The 13,578-nt window shown below is 46.9% G+C and carries 10 protein-coding genes; 5 read left to right on the top strand and 5 right to left on the bottom strand.

The features are described 5' to 3' along the window. Positions 1 to 53: 53 nt before the first annotated feature. Positions 54 to 2,984: a hypothetical protein gene (locus QMA35_RS03870; protein ID WP_281645818.1), complete on the bottom strand. Its 2,931-nt coding sequence runs from the start codon at positions 2,982 to 2,984 to the stop codon at positions 54 to 56. Between the two features lie 187 nt (positions 2,985 to 3,171). Here QMA35_RS03870 and QMA35_RS03865 point away from each other — a divergent pair, with 187 nt between their 5' ends. The 4 genes from QMA35_RS03865 to QMA35_RS03850 all read left to right on the top strand — a co-directional run bounded on the left by QMA35_RS03865 (position 3,172) and on the right by QMA35_RS03850 (position 6,029). Then, positions 3,172 to 3,387, top strand: coding sequence for a hypothetical protein (locus QMA35_RS03865; protein ID WP_281645817.1), 216 nt, complete (start codon positions 3,172 to 3,174; stop codon positions 3,385 to 3,387). A gap of 110 nt (positions 3,388 to 3,497) precedes the next feature. Beyond that, the gene (locus tag QMA35_RS03860; protein WP_281645816.1) at positions 3,498 to 3,926 is read left to right on the top strand and encodes a hypothetical protein; all 429 of its coding nucleotides are present in this window, start codon (positions 3,498 to 3,500) and stop codon (positions 3,924 to 3,926) included. Positions 3,927 to 4,005: 79 nt separating this feature from the next. After that, positions 4,006 to 5,211, top strand: coding sequence for a PcfJ domain-containing protein (locus tag QMA35_RS03855; RefSeq protein WP_281645815.1), 1,206 nt, complete (start codon positions 4,006 to 4,008; stop codon positions 5,209 to 5,211). Positions 5,212 to 5,351: 140 nt separating this feature from the next. Beyond that, positions 5,352 to 6,029, top strand: coding sequence for a hypothetical protein (locus QMA35_RS03850; protein WP_281645814.1), 678 nt, complete (start codon positions 5,352 to 5,354; stop codon positions 6,027 to 6,029). Between the two features lie 46 nt (positions 6,030 to 6,075). Here QMA35_RS03850 and rlmB read toward each other — a convergent pair whose 3' ends face one another. Then, positions 6,076 to 6,819, bottom strand: a complete 744-nt coding sequence (gene rlmB, locus QMA35_RS03845) for a 23S rRNA (guanosine(2251)-2'-O)-methyltransferase RlmB (protein WP_281645813.1) — start codon at positions 6,817 to 6,819, stop codon at positions 6,076 to 6,078. A gap of 160 nt (positions 6,820 to 6,979) precedes the next feature. Beyond that, positions 6,980 to 9,805: a ribonuclease R gene (rnr, locus tag QMA35_RS03840; protein ID WP_281645812.1), complete on the bottom strand. Its 2,826-nt coding sequence runs from the start codon at positions 9,803 to 9,805 to the stop codon at positions 6,980 to 6,982. A gap of 459 nt (positions 9,806 to 10,264) precedes the next feature. Here rnr and QMA35_RS03835 point away from each other — a divergent pair, with 459 nt between their 5' ends. Then, complete coding sequence (locus tag QMA35_RS03835) at positions 10,265 to 10,891, top strand: LysE family translocator (protein ID WP_281645811.1); 627 nt, start codon at positions 10,265 to 10,267, stop codon at positions 10,889 to 10,891. A 70-nt stretch (positions 10,892 to 10,961) separates the two neighbouring features. On the opposite strand, the gene QMA35_RS03830 is transcribed toward QMA35_RS03835, so the two are convergent. Then, positions 10,962 to 12,260: an adenylosuccinate synthase gene (locus QMA35_RS03830; protein WP_281645810.1), complete on the bottom strand. Its 1,299-nt coding sequence runs from the start codon at positions 12,258 to 12,260 to the stop codon at positions 10,962 to 10,964. Positions 12,261 to 12,352: 92 nt separating this feature from the next. Further along, positions 12,353 to 13,531, bottom strand: a complete 1,179-nt coding sequence (locus QMA35_RS03825) for an ATP phosphoribosyltransferase regulatory subunit (protein ID WP_281645809.1) — start codon at positions 13,529 to 13,531, stop codon at positions 12,353 to 12,355. Positions 13,532 to 13,578 lie beyond the last annotated feature (47 nt).

The following is a 13,578-nucleotide window of genomic DNA, read 5'->3' as shown; positions in this document are numbered from 1 at the left end:
AGCTCTTGAGCTGCGGCTGTTTCGTCCCATATGTAGAGAATAGAGGTTGAGATTCAAAAAGCCTGATCAACGGGCTTATAACGTACAGGTGTAACCTGTAGTTCTTTCAACTTTTCATCATTGACAGAGTGGGCCATAACTTCAATCTGAGCACCAAACTTAAACATACTGTTTTCCAGCAGCTCTTTTATCCATTCACGAACATCAGAGCTCCAGTCCCCAGTGTGTTGCGTAATGGGAATGCTTAACAAACCATCGTTTGCATCGAGGCAGGAGATATAAGCGTCATCACGATTCTTCTGTGATTCCCACAAAATCAGTGCACAGGCACGGCGATCCTGACAGATCACTAAAAACTTTACTTGCTTGAGGAGATATTCCACAAGAATCACACCTTCCCTGGAGATGCAGGGCATCTTTATCGCATCAAGATCATTGTTGCCCGAGGTACTGATACAGAAGCCATCAGAAAGGTAAGATTTATAGTTTCTTTCAAGAAAGTCTACCCGGTCCGGTAACCCGCCAGTCACCTTAAGGGGTTGCTTTACGTTGGTATAACGATTCAATTTCTGCACATACAACTCAAGGGGATGCTCCGGGTGTTCGAGATGCCAACGGATGCAGTCCAGTGCCACGCCATGACAAACACCTCCTCCTCGTGTGCGATCTGGATAACGTTGAGTCATTAACCCCTGTTCCCAACCAAGAAACATTGAAGGTGTTACTCTTTCATCTGCTGGTGGAAACGTCTGATGAAATTGCTCGATAAAGACATTTGTAAGCATCGCATCTACGGAAGCAATGGGCTGGATGGGTCGTCTGTTTCGCTGCATCTCTCCCCAAGGATACTCAAGAGTATCGGGTAATAAACCAAGGTCACATTGAAGGTTCGGCATATTATAAAGAGCTTTGTAAAAAGCTGGGTTTTTGTAGCAGAGGCAGGCGAGTTGATCCTCACTCATGCGTTTTATGAAGTTGGGGTATTCGGTCAAATGAACAGCAAATGCCGGATGTGCCTGACACAGCTCATACAATGTCTTGTCATTCACATGTTCAAGATACCCCGTTTCTAAAGCAGTTATAACATTATTCTTATGTCTTGGATGCTCTAAGCAAGAGAAAAAAAGAGGTGAACGACCCAATTCATAGAGTCTAGACAGATACACCCCTGGATCTATCATCAGGGAAAATAGGTTTTGGCTGGATAGAGATGCCAAGCGGAGTTTGTTGTCATCACAGATCTCTCCACAAGCAATGATATTGAAGCAAAGCTCAGAAGCGTAAAGTCCAGGTAAAGCAGCATCGTACCTCATATCGTCATCAGTGATTTTCATCGTTTGATATTTACCCGAGAGCTTCAATCGAAGCGCTGTAATCCATGGATACGTTGAACGCAAACGGCAGACCTGGCTTTTTTGCGCAATATCGCTCGGCTCTTGTTCCTCCTGATACCACTTAATGAACCAATGCACAGCTTCTTTGTAGGGAACATCTTTTTGACAGAAAGGGCGTTTTTTCTTCATTCTCAAAAGTGCCAGCACACTTGGATTATGAATATTTAACGACAAATCTTCTTTGTTAACTGAGGACAGTTTGTCATACCCTACAGATATGAGCGAACTAACCTTATCAGGACAGGCATCCATTTTGGCGGCCAAGTCCTCAATATCAATAGCCCGACAGCCTAAAGCAAGTATGCTTACCTGAGGGTTATGTTCTATCAAAATACCCCATAACTCGCTGGTAAGATGAGAAAGATAGTTTTCATCATTGTCATAAAATAAAAGTGGCGGATTAATCAATAGAATCTTTAAAGCCTCATTATTATTCATAATCATTTTCACATGATCATGGGTAATGACATCTTGAATATTTTTTGATGAACTTTTTGAGTACCGAGCCATGATTGTAGCCAGTATTTTTTCCACAGCACCTTGCGGGAATTGTTCGCGAATATATTTCAACAGCGCTGCTGATTCATCTGCCCAAAACTCATAGCACAGCATGAGCTCCCAGATGGCGATCAAATCCTCTGTCCACTCTTGGTGGCATCTGCTATCCGGGTTCATGTTGTCAGTAAGGCGTGCTGTTAGCTCATGACAGACTTCCTGAGCCATATTTTCATAAAAACACCCGAGCGCGGCTCGGTGGAGCTGCCCAAAATAAGGCAGCATGATATCTCCTGTAAAAATTCGTGCTGCTAGATCTCGATCTTTTCGACAAATCTTCAGTAGAGAAAACCATTCATTCTGATCTTGAAAGCATCGACCTCTCTCGACATGTCGTTTGATAAGATCAGGGTGTGAAGTATAAATTTCAGCCAGTGCTGTCGCCGGTATTCTTTCCATGAATTGATCAAATATCAGGTCCGCCACAACAGGGCGGGAGTGACTAGCCATATAAGCCAAATCAGCGCCGGAGATATACTGCCCATAGCATTCAACAATATGCTCTTTGGAATTATCCTTAATCAAAAAGCAGGACAATCGCGATATAAAAAATGAACGCTCGTTGTTTGAATGATATTCAGCCCTCATGATTTTTTTTATTATTCCATTATCAAATTCTGTAATTCCGCCTTCAGAACAATCATCGACCATTTTAAAAGGAGCAGTCACAGGACCGAAGAGGCGTGAGGATTGAGAAAGAGCCTCACTATAGACATCATGAAACCTTTCTCTAACATCTTTCTCATAGGGCACATTAACAACACTACTGGGAAGACGATTTTCATTGTAAGAATCAATAGATCTTAGTAAGCGCTGTTTTTTTGAGTTCGTATCATTATTTAATGATTGAACCTTCTCCACCGACACAGATCTTTCAGTCAGAAATGTTTGTTCAGGGCTATTAGCAGGATGCACGTTTCTTCCTATCTTCCTGTTCTCAGAATCTAAAGACCTTGATTCAGTAGAAGTGGGTGGCTCCTGCCCCTGATCTTTTCTCGTTAAATCCGCCGGAGGAGTGGTCGTCAGTAAGTGCATAACAAACCTTCTTTAAAGTCAGCATGTGATATTTTAGAAAACCATGTTTCTTATTTAATAGCCTTAAGCTTTGACCCATTGAGAATGATCGAGTTTCAGCAACCTCAAGATTCATAACAGGTTTGTTATGCTCATATCAATTTGATTATTTTTAGAATCATTACGATCTGGCAACAAGAGACGATATATGCAAGGCAAAGCCCTCAATAATGCGCCAATGCCATCAAGGTTGATCTGTTCACCTGCTGCATCGCCAGCTGCGCCAACATTGGTGGTGTGGCCAGCTCTCCGATCATCGCGGGAAAACCTGGTTCCTGTTGGTGTTCTGATGGATATGTTCGGTGCAGTAATCGGCACCGGTGGCGGCCTTTTTGTTGCCCGTCTGCTGTTTATGATGGTTTGATTAAACTCTTCCATTGAATAAAAAAGCTCTGGCTGACAAGCCGGGGCTTATAGATTTGCGAAAACAATGTCTTTCCCATACTTTGAAATAACAACAACAGGAAAATGACAATGTCGGAACATATAATCCAACAACCGACAGGAGTCTCCGCCAGCCGTTCACGACTTCTGCAGAATACCTTACTGATTAATGCTTTTTTCTCCTGTATCTGTAGTCTTTCCATGCTGATTTATTCCACAGGGATCAATGCATACATCGGTTCAAAAAGTTATTTGGCTGATGGTTACTTGATGGGCTTGGGTGGTGTTCTTGTTTTCTTCGCCGTTTCTCTGTTTATTATCGCCATGCGACCGGCTATTCATAAAGGCTTGGCACAAGCCATTATCCTGCTGGATACATTGTGGGTGATTGCCAGTATCATTCTGATTGCTCTTCAACTTTCACCACTGACTTTGGCTGGTGAATTTATAATTGCTGCCATTGCGCTTATTGTTGCAATACTGGCTTACTCTCAATGGTATGGGCTCAAACATCCCTAGCTAACAACCAGTTTGGCGCCCTTGAATAAACGACTCCATGCGTGCATCTTGTAAAAAACAGGAATGGAGTTTCTTTGTTATGCAGCCTTTTTCAGAAGGTGCTCCAGCAGAGTGTGTGTCTGATCCAACCAAGATGGTTCAATGGTGTAATGTTTCCAAGTCCCTGATCATCAACTGGAGCGAAAGTTTTGGCTACCCTTGCATACTCAAAATCCCTCATTGGCAAGGTCAGCTGGACTGGTTCAGCATTATTAATCTCGAGCATGAATCCTCGGAATTACATGTAGAGCCAGGTGTTGAACTTCTTGCTCCAACGGATGACCCGGATATTGGTTCCTGGCAGAAAACCATTCCACCTGAATTTCTCAAGCTTATTACCCCTTACTGTAAGCACCGTTTTCTTATGCTGCGCCTATCCAGTCAGTGGAAAGAAGCCAGTGATCTGTTAGTTGGAAATTCAATGCTGTTTTTGCTGTGGCTGGAGTTTTGTGTAAAGAATAAACTTGATGAGCAACAGATACGTAAAGGCTTGCAGTTAAAACAGCCTGCCATGCTTGAGCGTATGGGTTTAGTGGGAACAAAATCTGCTGTGCGGATGCTGCGCAAGGTTCAATCGGAACGTATTGATGCAACCCTTACACACAAAATTACCACTTTATGGAAAAATCAGGACGCACTGGCGAGCCTGCGACATTATCCCAATATTTCCGAGCTTCTTTTAAATCTACTTTACCGAACACCGGAGCTTCGCAACACAACCCTGTTTCACACAATTGCAGCCATCGACTGCCCCTGGCGCAGACGTGCACTAGTGAACCTTCTGGCCGATTGTCACCGCATGGGAATGAGGAATAACCCAGCCCTGATGGCCTGTACAACCGAGCAAGCTTTAAGGCGCATGCACGACCAAAGAGTCGAAGAACTCAATTTAGGAGGTAACACAGCAAGGCGATCCTGGCTTTTAGATGAAAGCGGTGAGCCTATTCTCTTTCCAGAACCTCCACATGCCGGTACAGAATACATCAGGCCAATAACAACACCAGAGGATCTGGAGAAAGAAGGAAAAGAAATGCACCATTGCGTGGGCAGTTATGTTTCAGACGTGCAGGAAGGAAAATCTTACATTTATAAAATGCTGGAGCCAGAGCGCATGACAATAAGTATTAAAATCCGGGATGGTTCTGCGATAAGCATTGGGCAAATTGCAGGGGTCTGTAATCGACCTCCCGCCGAAGAAACCAGAAAGATCGTCAATAGCTGGTTCACACAGGTTTTATCCGCTTGATATGAGGGATTTCCCATTCTGCTAACCTGAAAACAGTCATTCATTCAGGACGGCAGAATGGAAAGCAAAGGAGTAGCACCGGGGGCTGGGGGTACTCGAGTACAGCCAACCTTGCAAAGATCCAGGGTTTTTCAAACACCATGATGACCTTTATTAATGATCATCATGGAGAACCACGGGAACTTCCTCTCGAAGGGTTAGTGATTGCCGGTGGAATAGATGACGAAACATCCAGCGTTCAAAGGGCTCTATCTAACTTGCCTGGTTCCAAAGAAGTAGAAACCTTAAAAAGTATTGATGGTGCTAAAAACGTTCACCACTCCCGTATTATTTTTAGTGGTGGACATACAATCTCAGTTGATGAAATTGGTGGCAACGACCTTGATCAGGAAGACTCTCAAGTTATTCCCGCCCTCACACACAGTTTGAAGCGTGGGTCTCAAATTACACTTTGCCTGAATGCACGATCTCGGTTTTCCAAAGCAGACTTACAACTCTTCAAAGCGCTGAAGTCAACCGCTGACAATCAAGGGATCACTCACCTCTACAAAAGAGTTAACTTTTGTCTTCTTTATGCAAATGAGCGTTTTCCTGCACCTGGAGATACAACAGATCCAGATGCTTATCTCACCGATGCCATAAGCGATTACGAGAACACAATTGCGCAATATGCACAGAAGCATCTTGGGATTGATACAGCGACAGCCAAGCAACACTGGGGCGATAGTTGGGTAGTTGCTGCTGGTCGTGGAAGTAATGAGCCCGGAGGTGCAGTTAAACCAGGCTGGGAGTACAAACTCTTTCGCAAAGTCGATTAAAGAAACCACTCAAATTGAGTGGCTTCTTTGCTTCAGGCTCTGAGCTTTAGTGCTGAGTTCTCTGGCGCACAGCTTCAAACAAGCAAATGCCTGTTGCTACAGAAACATTCAGGCTGCTCACCGTACCCACCATTGGAATATGAACAAGAGCATCGCAGTGTTCACGGGTTAAACGACGCAGACCTTTCCCTTCCGCTCCCATAACAATCGCCATAGGGCCATTCAGGTCTGTGCTGTAAATATTGCTGCTGGCTTCACCGGCCGCACCAATTAACCAGATGCCACGCTCCTGCAACTCTCGCATGGTACGGGCAAGGTTGGTAACTGTGATCAATGGAACATTCTCTGCAGCACCACAGGCAACCTTACGAGCTGTGGAGTTCAGTGGTGCTGATTTATCCTTGGCAACAATCACAGCCTGTACACCCGCTGCGTCTGCAGAGCGCATGCACGCACCGAGGTTGTGAGGATCAGTGATGCTGTCCAGAATAAGCAGGAACGGAGGCTTATCCAAACCATCCAGCAAGGTAAACAGATCATTTTCCCGGTGAATTTTGGCGGCCTGAATCAAAGCAACAACACCTTGATGCACGCCATCTGCCTTGCGATTAATCCGCTCACGATCAACAAACTTAATGCGCACACCCTGCTCTGTCGCACCATCAATCAGTTTTTGTAGCCGTGCTCCGTGCAGACCTTTCTGAAACCAGATTTCAGAAATCTGGTCCGGGTGACTTTCCAGAAGTGCCTGTACGGCATGTACACCAAAGGAAATATCGTTGTCAGTCATTCACTCTCTCCAGCAGAACGCTGCAATATTTGTATGGAAACAAAACAACATTCTCTACCAGCTTATTTCGAAACATAAAGGGGATTAAATTCACACTCAGGAACTGCCTGTATAGCTAACGTATAGACGCAGCAGATACAAACAGTCCCAGCACGGGCTGTTACTTTTTAGCGGGGCGCTTACGCGGTGCACGCTTAGGTTTTGCTGTAGCAGGTTTGTCACCAGCACTTTTCTTTGCCGGTTTCTTTTTGGTTGATGCAGCCTTCCCTGAGGAACCTTTAGCTTCACCAGTCTTGCCACCACCGAGTGGACCTTTTGGTTTGCCTTTGTCTTTACGGGATTTAGAGCGACTTTTACGTTTTTTCGCCGCAGAGAGATTGCTACCGTCCTTATCCCCCCGCTCCTCGAGCAGCTTTCGGCGGTAGTCTGCGACATCAGCATCACTGACTTTTACTCCCGCATCGGCTCCTTTTGGCGTGTTAGGCTTTGGTTTACGTCCCGTTGCCCGACGAGCCTTGGCATTATCACGCTCACTGTCACGACCACGATGGGGTTTGCCGCGCCCGCTGGGGCGGCTATCCCGATCACGACCGCGATCACCACGACTTTCTTCCCGGCGACGACTTTCGTTATGAGAACTACGTCGACCACTTCGTGTGGCAACCGGAGCACCATCCAGCGAAAAGTCGATAGTCTTCTCTTCCAGGTCAACACGAGCGACCTGCACAGTCACCGGATCGCCCATCTGGAAACGACGGCCAGTTTTCTCACCCATCAACCGTTGATGAGACGACTCGTAATGGTAATAATCCCCAGGCAGATTGCTAATGTGAATCAGACCTGTCACGAAGATATCTGTCAGTTCAACAAACAGACCAAAGCCTGTCACTGTTGCAATAACACCTTCAAATGTTTCTCCCAGATGATTCTGCATGTACTCGCACTTGAGCCAGTCAGTCACATCACGGGTTGCGTCGTCTGCACGCCGCTCAGTCAGAGAACAGTGCTCACCAAGAGCGGCCATCTTCTGGTTGTCGTACGGATAAGAAGCCTTCTCCATCGGAGGAGCGCCTTCAATGCTGGTAACAGTTTTGGCCGAGTTGCGTGTACCTGTCACATAACGGAGTACTTTAGTGGTCAACTGCTCCATCGAACCATTCTCTGTGACTCGATGAACATGCCGGGAGGCCATATCTGAACGAATGACATAGCGAATAGCACGGTGCACCAGCAAATCCGGATAACGACGAATCGGCGAGGTGAAGTGGGCATAAGCTGAGTAGGCCAGACCAAAGTGGCCTTCATTCTCTGGTGTGTACACTGCCTGACTCAACGAACGCAGCATCATTATCTGGATAACATGAGCATCCGGGCGCTCCTGAATGGAGCTCAGCAACCGCTGATAATCTTTCGGATCAGGCTTGTTACGACCAGGCAGGCTCAGGCCTAGCTCGCCCATAAATTTATGAAGGGTTTCCAGCTTCTTATCGGTTGGACCTTCGTGAACCCGGTACAAGGCTGGCAGCTTGTGCTTTTCAAGGAACCTGGCCGTAGCGACATTCGCGCACAGCATGCATTCTTCAATCAGCTTGTGAGCATCGTTACGAACAGTCGGAACGATTTTATCAATCTTGCGATTGTCACCAAAGATAATGCGCGTTTCAGTGGTTTCAAAATCAATAGCACCACGATCAGAGCGCACTGTACGTAGGGCGTGATAAAGGTTATACAACTCATCCACATGAGGAACGACATCAGCATACTGCTTGCGCAGTGCTTTCCCATCTTTTTCCTCTGGGCGCTCCAGCATTGCACCAACCTTGGTGTAGGTCAGGCGGGCGTGGGACTGAATCACACCTTCATAGAAGGTATAACCACTCAGTGCACCTTTAGCACTGACGGTCATTTCGCAGATCATCGCCAAACGATCAACATGAGGATTCAGGGAACACAAACCATTGGAAAGAACTTCCGGTAACATGGGGATAACATTGCCAGGGAAGTACACTGAGTTGCCACGATTGTGTGCTTCTTTATCCAGTGCAGAGCCAGGTCTTACGTAATGAGAAACGTCTGCAATGGCAACATACAAACGCCAGCCACCTGACTTTTTCTTCTCGGCAAAAACGGCATCATCAAAATCCCGGGCATCTTCACCGTCGATAGTTACGAATGGTACTTTCCGCATATCTATGCGGTGAGCTTTATCGTCTTCAGCCACTTCCGGCTTGAAGTATTTTACTGCACGATTCACATCACGCGGCCACTCATGAGGGATTTCATGACTGCGCAGTGCGATATCAATTTCCATACCTGGAGCCATTCGGTCTCCAAGCACTTCACGAATAACACCTATCGCCATATGCCGCTTGGTGGGGTATTCCTTGATATCCACCAATACCATCTGGCCAAGTGTTGGCATCAAAGCACCAGGCTCGATAACCACATCATTGGTCATGCGACGCCCTTCTGGTGTTACAAAACCAAGACCATCTTCTTCACGGTAAGGGCCTACGACTTGTGTAACGCTGCGCTCAAGAATATCAATAATCGCGCAGTAGCGACGGCCACGGGTGTCAACATCCGTTTCCCGGACAACAACCCTGTCACCATCAAATAGTTCTTTCATCTGACGAGCGGTCAGAAACAGGTCGTCACCGCCTTCTGCAGGGATAACAAAACCAAAACCATCTCTGTGTCCTTGAACCTTACCAACGATAAGATCCATTTTATTAATAAGACCAAAGTCTCCTTTTCGGGTCTGAATCAGCTGCCCATCCCGCACCATAGCGATCAACCGGCGTCGTAATCCTTCCTGCTCATTGTCATCAAAAATGCCGAATTCTTCTAACAAAACCTCGTAGCGTGCCGGAGCACCGCGGCTTTCAAGATGCTGCTGGATAACAATGCGGCTTGGAACTGGATTCTCATATTTGCTGGCTTCGTCACCGGCATTGGGGTCATCGGACCGCCAGGATGTGGACATGTTTTTCCCTAAAAGATCATTCTGCAACCAAGTATACGCCCCACAGGGCTTTCAGGCGATGTAAAGGCTATTAGACACCTTTTAGTCGTATACGAAGAACGAATTGACTAACACTTTGTATCAGAAATGCTAGAACGACTAACAAATTAAGTAGGCGATTAGTTACACAGGAAATTATCGCCTGTTTTTATAGCCAGACGAATACTGCAGACCACCTTGGCTTTGTTGGGCTAAACCCAATGCCTGATGGTTAGTATATTCATGGAGACTGTCACTGGTTTTCCTGTGTTTGTCTTGGTGGATAACAACTGAAACCTTATGCTACGGCAGATGGCATAGTCGATATCAAAGGTCGGTTTGCAGTTCTTCGGCTTATCTACCGCTTTTTATATAAACCGATTTGTAGCCCACTAGCATTTTCCTGTTACTCTGCCGAACAGAATACTTATAAGGTGATGTATGTTTTACGATCTCTGGCCCGCTCTTATTGCACTGGTTTTACTCACTATGGCTCCGGGTGCCGATACCCTGATTGTTATGCGTAATACCAGCCGCGGTGGGCTTGCAGATGGCACGGTCACTAGCCTGGGCATCTGCTCTGGCCTGTTTATTCACGCATTGGTTTCTGCTGCAGGTATTTCCGTTATTCTTCTTCAGTCTGCCGTTGCATTCAGTTTTTTGAAGCTGGCTGGCGCCGGTTATCTTATCTGGCTGGGATTTGGAAGCCTGAAGCAAGCATGGCGGGGTAAAGCCAGTTTAGTAACCGGTCAGGTAAAAGGGCACTCTTTTTCAGCCTCACAATCGTTTCGAGAAGGTTTTCTCTCTAACATCTTAAACCCAAAAACTGTCATTTTTTATATGGCATTTCTGCCTCAGTTTATAAATCCTGAGGGTTCTGCATTAATACAGTCTCTCACTTTGGCCGGGCTTCATTTTGTCATTGCCATGATTTGGCAGACTATGATTTCTTTGATGATTAACAGGGCTAAAGAGTGGCTGGCAAAGCCATCTGTGAATCAGGCTTTTAATGGGATTACCGGAACGCTATTAGTTGGTCTTGGGGCTGGCCTGGCTATTCAGAAGTAACGGTCTGCCAACTAAAGCAGTCAGATAAAAAAGGCTCCTAAGCAGAAGCCTTTTTTACACAGCGCTGGATTCACTCAGCATCAAAGGAGTGACGCAGAGTGATCGTTTCAACACGATCCGGGCCAGTGGAAATGATATCCACAGGAGCGCCGATAATTTCTTCTACACGTTTGATATAAGCACGGGCATTAGCAGGCAGCTCTTCCAGAGTCTTCGCTCCAAAAGTCGTCTCGCTCCAACCAGGCATGTCTTCATAAACCGGAGTAATTTCTTCCCACTCTTCTGCATCGTTAGGAGTGACAATCTCTTCGCCGGTAGAGTTGGTATAGCTGGTGCAAATCTTAACTGTTTCCAGGCCATCCAGAACATCCAGTTTGGTCAAGCAGATACCGGATACACTGTTAATCTGAACAGATTGGCGTAAAGCAACAGCATCCAACCAACCGCAGCGACGTTCACGACCGGTTGTCGCGCCAAATTCATTGCCCTTGGTGCCCAAGTGTTCGCCAACGCTATCAAACAATTCTGTTGGAAATGGACCAGAACCTACACGAGTGGTGTAAGCCTTAGTGATACCCAGAACATAATCCAGATACAAAGGGCCAAAACCAGAACCAGTAGCCACGCCACCAGCAGTGGTGTTGGAAGAGGTTACAAACGGGTAGGTACCGTGGTCAATATCCAACAGAGAGCCTTGAGCCCCCTCAAACAGGATATTCTCACCATCTTTACGCAGTTCGTGCAGGTTATCGGTCACACGATCAGCCATAGGCAGAATCTGGCGACCCCACTCAAGAGCTTTTTCCAACACGTCTTCGTAGCTGACAGGCTCAGCCTTGTAGTAGTTCTCCAGAGCAAAGTTGTGATATTCCATCACCACCTTCAGCTTCTCAGCGAAACGCTCGGGATGCATCAGGTCACTCAAACGCAGACCACGGCGAGCAACTTTATCTTCATAAGCAGGCCCTATTCCACGGCCTGTTGTACCGATCTTGGCTTTACCACGGGCCGCTTCACGAGCCTGATCCAAAGCTACATGATAAGGAAGAATGAGCGGGCAGGCCGGACTCAGACGCAAGCGCTCACGAACAGGTACTCCACGCTCTTCCAGCTCTGCCATTTCTTTCAGCAGGGCATCTGGAGCCAGTACAACACCGTTACCGATGTAGCAGGTGACATTGTCACGGAGAATACCGGAAGGGATCAGGTGAAGAACTGTTTTCTCACCATTAATAACTAGCGTGTGCCCGGCGTTGTGGCCGCCCTGGAAACGCACAACAGCGGACGCTTGATCGGTCAGCAGGTCAACAATCTTGCCCTTGCCTTCATCACCCCACTGGGTGCCCAGAATGACTACGTTCTTGCCCATCACTTCATCTCGGTAAAAAAAAAACCGCCTGCCCAACCTTTCGGTTTACAGCATCCGTTTTAGCCAATTATGGCGCTGATAAATTCATTCCATCAGATTGAATCTGCTGAAATAACCTGCCAGTTTCCATCCACATGTTTCAAAATTCGTCTGTACTTCCGGCTTTCACCATCGGTATTGTCAGAAAGCTGATTGATTACACGCTCACCTTGAGCACGCAGTTGACGAACAATTTCCGGATCAACATCCAGAGGTGCCAGAATGGCCCCTGTTCGTTCCGGCTCTTCATAAGAACCGAGACGCAATAAAACCTTAAGATCTGCACTGAAGCCCGTTGCAGGACGGGAACGCCCAAATGCTGCCCCGATGCCATCATAACGACCACCTTTGGCAACAGCCTGCCCTTCACCAGGAACATACGCCGCAAAAACGACGTCGGTGTGGTAGTTGTAACCTCGGAGTTCACCCAGATCAAAGTACAGAGAAATAGCCGGATAAAGCGCACTTACACGTTCAGCAAGTGCTGCCAGGCTATTAATGGCTTCAAGCACTTCAGCTGGTGCCTGCGCCAGCTCTTTTCGTGCTATATCCAGAACTGAAATATCACCACACAGTTCTGGCAGCGCCATCAGCATTCTGCCCGCTTCGGGGACAGTGATACCAGTGATCAAAGCCTGCATTTCGCCAATATCTTTGCGCTGCAAAGCATCAAACAACTTTGCTTCACCTTCAGAACTGATTCCGGCCATTTTCACCAGCTGTCTAAAGATACCAACGTGGCCAAGATCAACAGAAGGTTGGCAGATACCAGACAATGCCAGTGTTTCCAACATCAGGGAGATAACTTCCAGATCACTTTCTAACCCGAAATGACCATAAAGCTCAGCTCCCAGTTGAATAGGGGTACGGGAAGCGGTCAGGGTTGCCGGGCGGGTGTGGAATACACTGCCTGCATAACAGAGCCGAACCGGACCATCCTGGCGTAAGGTATGAGCGTCCATTCGGGCAACTGCAGGTGTTGTGTCGGCACGCAGACCAAGGGTGCGACCGGAAAGTTGGTCCGTCACCTTAAAGGTCATCAGTTCCAGGTCACTGCCAGAACCGGCAGTCAGGGATTCGAGAAATTCTATATGAGGAGGGATAACCAGGTCGTAGCCCCAAGAGGCATATAGATCCAGCACTTCACGGCGTATATGCTCAACCTTCCGGGCTTCGGGTGGGAGCACTTCTTCAATACCATCCGGCAACAGCCAGCGATCCGCTATCGTCATTTTCCCCGTCTCTCGTTTTAGCTCTCTTAGGAGCCTTTATAACTTAA

It is taken from the genome of Parendozoicomonas sp. Alg238-R29 (assembly GCF_947331445.1).
In the GTDB taxonomy this organism is placed as follows: domain Bacteria; phylum Pseudomonadota; class Gammaproteobacteria; order Pseudomonadales; family Endozoicomonadaceae; genus Sansalvadorimonas.
This window is presented reverse-complemented; position numbering and strand designations above follow the sequence as displayed.

Bases quoted from the DNA above. Each gene is read 5' to 3' on its own strand.
- QMA35_RS03870 (WP_281645818.1), bottom strand. From the start codon at position 2,984: ATGCACTTACTGACGACCACTCCTCCGGCGGATTTAACGAGAAAAGAT.
- QMA35_RS03865 (WP_281645817.1), top strand. From the start codon at position 3,172: ATGCAAGGCAAAGCCCTCAATAATGCGCCAATGCCATCAAGGTTGATC.
- QMA35_RS03860 (WP_281645816.1), top strand. From the start codon at position 3,498: ATGTCGGAACATATAATCCAACAACCGACAGGAGTCTCCGCCAGCCGT.
- QMA35_RS03855 (WP_281645815.1), top strand. From the start codon at position 4,006: ATGCAGCCTTTTTCAGAAGGTGCTCCAGCAGAGTGTGTGTCTGATCCA.
- QMA35_RS03850 (WP_281645814.1), top strand. From the start codon at position 5,352: ATGATGACCTTTATTAATGATCATCATGGAGAACCACGGGAACTTCCT.
- rlmB (WP_281645813.1), bottom strand. From the start codon at position 6,819: ATGACTGACAACGATATTTCCTTTGGTGTACATGCCGTACAGGCACTT.
- rnr (WP_281645812.1), bottom strand. From the start codon at position 9,805: ATGTCCACATCCTGGCGGTCCGATGACCCCAATGCCGGTGACGAAGCC.
- QMA35_RS03835 (WP_281645811.1), top strand. From the start codon at position 10,265: ATGTTTTACGATCTCTGGCCCGCTCTTATTGCACTGGTTTTACTCACT.
- QMA35_RS03830 (WP_281645810.1), bottom strand. From the start codon at position 12,260: ATGGGCAAGAACGTAGTCATTCTGGGCACCCAGTGGGGTGATGAAGGC.
- QMA35_RS03825 (WP_281645809.1), bottom strand. From the start codon at position 13,531: ATGACGATAGCGGATCGCTGGCTGTTGCCGGATGGTATTGAAGAAGTG.